At 65.4% G+C, this 2,941-nt stretch carries 5 protein-coding genes; 4 read left to right on the top strand and 1 reads right to left on the bottom strand.

Features of this window, described 5'->3' with window-relative positions:
- The 4 genes from RMO40_RS05520 to RMO40_RS05505 form a co-directional block, all read left to right on the top strand.
- On the top strand, positions 1-456 hold a 456-nt coding region (locus RMO40_RS05520; protein WP_309717454.1), incomplete at its 5' end, for a GFA family protein.
- Positions 457-471: 15 nt separating this feature from the next.
- The gene (locus RMO40_RS05515) at positions 472-1,110 is read left to right on the top strand and encodes a VOC family protein (RefSeq protein ID WP_309717452.1); all 639 of its coding nucleotides are present in this window, start codon (positions 472-474) and stop codon (positions 1,108-1,110) included.
- Between the two features lie 52 nt (positions 1,111-1,162).
- Positions 1,163-1,564: a VOC family protein gene (locus tag RMO40_RS05510; protein ID WP_309717449.1), complete on the top strand. Its 402-nt coding sequence runs from the start codon at positions 1,163-1,165 to the stop codon at positions 1,562-1,564.
- A 47-nt stretch (positions 1,565-1,611) separates the two neighbouring features.
- Positions 1,612-2,226, top strand: coding sequence for a LysE family translocator (locus tag RMO40_RS05505; protein WP_309717446.1), 615 nt, complete (start codon positions 1,612-1,614; stop codon positions 2,224-2,226).
- A 14-nt stretch (positions 2,227-2,240) separates the two neighbouring features.
- Here the strand turns inward: RMO40_RS05505 and RMO40_RS05500 are convergent.
- Positions 2,241-2,941, bottom strand: a 701-nt coding sequence (locus RMO40_RS05500; protein WP_309717443.1) for a dioxygenase family protein, incomplete at its 5' end; no start/stop codon positions are given.

The raw sequence follows: 2,941 nt of genomic DNA, 5'->3' as shown, positions 1-2,941 counted from the left end.
TGCATGTGCGGCCAGATCCAATTTCGGCTGAACACCGAACCGATCACGCTCTATGCATGTCATTGCACAGACTGCCAACGCCGATCGGGCGGTGCGCTGCTCTTGTCCATGTGGGTCTACCGCGATTCGCTCGAGGTGCTGGAGGGCACGCCGCTGCTGGTTTCATCCATCGCGAGCGACGGGAGAGAACGCAAGAACAAGGTGTGCCAAGCCTGCCAGGTTCGACTTTGGTCAGAACCGGTCAATCGACCGAAGCTGGCCATCCTCAGACCGGGTCTGCTGCAACAGGCGAAAGGCTTCACCCCCATCGCGCACCAGTATGTTCGCAGTGCACTCCCCTGGTTTGTCTTCCCGGGGGGTGTGCCACGCTACGAAACAGCGCCGGAAGATCCCGCTGAACTCGTTCGCCTGTGGCAACAGGCGAGGGGCCACCAGCCCGGCGCGAACGAAACCTGAAGCGTCCCATCCACCATGACCACCGTCCTCGATCACATCACCGTCGTCGCGCCTACGCTTGCAGCCGGCGCGAAGTTCATCCGCGACACGCTGGGAGTGGAGCTGCAGCCAGGGGGCTCACATCCGCGCATGGGAACTCACAACGTGTTGCTGTCCCTTGGCGAATCGACCTACCTGGAAGTCGTTGCCATCGATCCATCTGCTCCAAAGCCAAGCCGCCCGCGCTGGTTCGGGCTGGACACGCTGAACCCGCGCTCCCCGCCTCGTCTGGCGGCGTGGGTCGTTGGCACGAAGGACATCGAAGCCTCGGCACGCTGCTGCGCTACAGAGTTGGGCCCCATCGAGCCGATGACCCGTGGAGCCAACGCTTGGCTCATCACCATCCCGGCCGATGGAGGACTGCCTTTCGGCGGTGCCGTCCCTGCACTCATCCAATGGCAAACCCAGGCACATCCCGCCGCGGCGCTTGCCAACTCAGGCTGCTCCCTGGTGGAACTGGAGGTGTTTCATCCCGAGCCTCGGCGGGTCAGCTCGGTTCTTCAATGCCTTGGCCTGGCGTCACCTCCACGGGTTCACCCATCTGCGAGCACTGATACGCTTCTCGTGGCGCACATCCAAACACCCCATGGGCTTCGCACGCTGGCTGCCGCCTGAGCCTTTCAGCGAGGGGTCGCCGGGTTTCCAACGCAACCAAAGAAGGAAATGAATGTTCAATCACATCATGATCGGTTCAAACGACATCGAACGATCGAAGCGGTTCTACGACGCGGTCCTCGGGACACTGGGTGCCGGCGAGCCCGCGGTCAACAAGGCCCCCACCGGGCACACGCGGCTTTTTTACCGACACGAAGGTGGCGTGCTGTGCATCAGCGAGCCCATCAACGATGAAGCCGCCACCTTTGCCAATGGCGGCACCATCGGCTTCAAGTGCAGCTCACCTGACATGGTGCGCCAGTTCCACGACACGGCTGTCGCGCAGGGCGGCACCTCGATCGAAGACCCACCCGGGCTACGTGAAGGCACGATGGGGGCCTTGTTCCTGGCCTATGTGCGCGACCCCGATGGCCACAAGCTCTGCGCCATCTATCGACCAAAACCGAATCGTTGAGCAGGCCGGCCCAACAAGCCGCCACGCCCTCACCCACAGGACCCACCATGATCAGCCTCGAGTTCCTCATCACGTCGCTCATCGTCGTGCTCATCCCGGGCACCGGCGTCATCTACACCGTGTCGACCGGGCTGGTGCAGGGGCGCAGGGCCAGCCTCTACGCCGCGCTCGGTTGCACCGCCGGCATCGTGCCCCACCTGATGGCCACCATCCTGGGCCTGGCGGCGGTCATGCACACCAGCGCACTGGCGTTCCAGCTGCTCAAGTACGCGGGTGTGGCTTACCTGTTCTATGTGGCTTACGCGACCTGGCGCGACAAGTCGGCGTTTGCGGTGGACGGCAGCACGGCCAGGGCGTCGGCGCGCGAGCTCGTGCTCAGGGCCTTTCTGCTCAACATCCTCAACCCCAAGCTGACCATCTTCTTCCTGGCCTTTTTGCCGCAGTTCATCGATGCGTCACAAGGCCAGCCGCTCGCCCAACTGCTGTCGCTGAGTGCGGTTTTCATGGCGATGACCTTTGGCGTCTTCGTGGTCTATGGCGTGGTGGCGCATGCGTTTCGCAAGCGGGTCATCGAGTCGGCCCAGGTGCAGCGCTGGCTGCGCTACAGCTTTGCCGCCGCCTTCGCTGGCCTCGGCGCACGACTGGCTGTCAGCGAGAAGTGAGGCGTGGGCTGAACTCAGCGGCCGACCACCAGCGAGCGCTGCGCCAGCCACACCACCGCTGAGCCGGTGGGCGCACGCTGAAGCGGCATGTCGACCAGCGCGCGCTCGGAGGCCGACAGGCTGCTGTAGATGAAGTCGCGCGGGTTCCCCGCCTCCCCCGCCACAAAAAGCTGCGAGGTCACCTCACCAAAACTCGCGTGCCGCAAACGCACGTGGATGTGTGGCGCGCGGCCCGGGTAGACCACCGGCTTGATGGTGCGAAAGCGGTACAGGCCCTGCGCATCGCTGCGGCTGGCGCCAAAACCCTGGAAGGCCGCGTCGACCTGGTTGCCCGCACCCCGCGGGTGGCGGTAGCTGCCGTGCACGTCGCACTGCCAGATCTCGATCTCGGCGCCATCCACCGCACGCCCCTTGCTGTCGACCAAGTTGCCACCGAGGTCGAGCCACTCGCCGGCGGCGCGTGGTGCGTCGCCGGCCTTGGCGCGGTTGACGCGGGTCAGGTCGGCGTCCCAATCGAGCTCGCGGGCGCGCCACGCGGGCGAGGGGTAGAACGGGCCTTCGGTCATCGCGGGCAGGGCAGCGAACGCGAGGGACGGCAGGGCCAGCGTGGCCGCGCCGCCGGCCAGGGCTTGCAGGCACTGCCGGCGGGCGGGGAACCGAGGGGGTGTGAGCGTCATGGTTTTCAGAGTGTGCGCCGCGGCGGAGGTTCCACCGG

Origin of the sequence: Rhizobacter sp. (assembly GCF_031412075.1) — a bacterium.
Classification (GTDB): Bacteria; Pseudomonadota; Gammaproteobacteria; order Burkholderiales; family Burkholderiaceae_C; genus Rhizobacter.
This window is presented reverse-complemented; position numbering and strand designations above follow the sequence as displayed.

What these genes read in the sequence shown, in the direction of transcription:
- RMO40_RS05510 (WP_309717449.1), top strand. Translation starts at nt 1,163, where the DNA reads ATGTTCAATCACATCATGATCGGTTCAAACGACATCGAACGATCGAAG.
- RMO40_RS05505 (WP_309717446.1), top strand. Translation starts at nt 1,612, where the DNA reads ATGATCAGCCTCGAGTTCCTCATCACGTCGCTCATCGTCGTGCTCATC.
- RMO40_RS05515 (WP_309717452.1), top strand. Translation starts at nt 472, where the DNA reads ATGACCACCGTCCTCGATCACATCACCGTCGTCGCGCCTACGCTTGCA.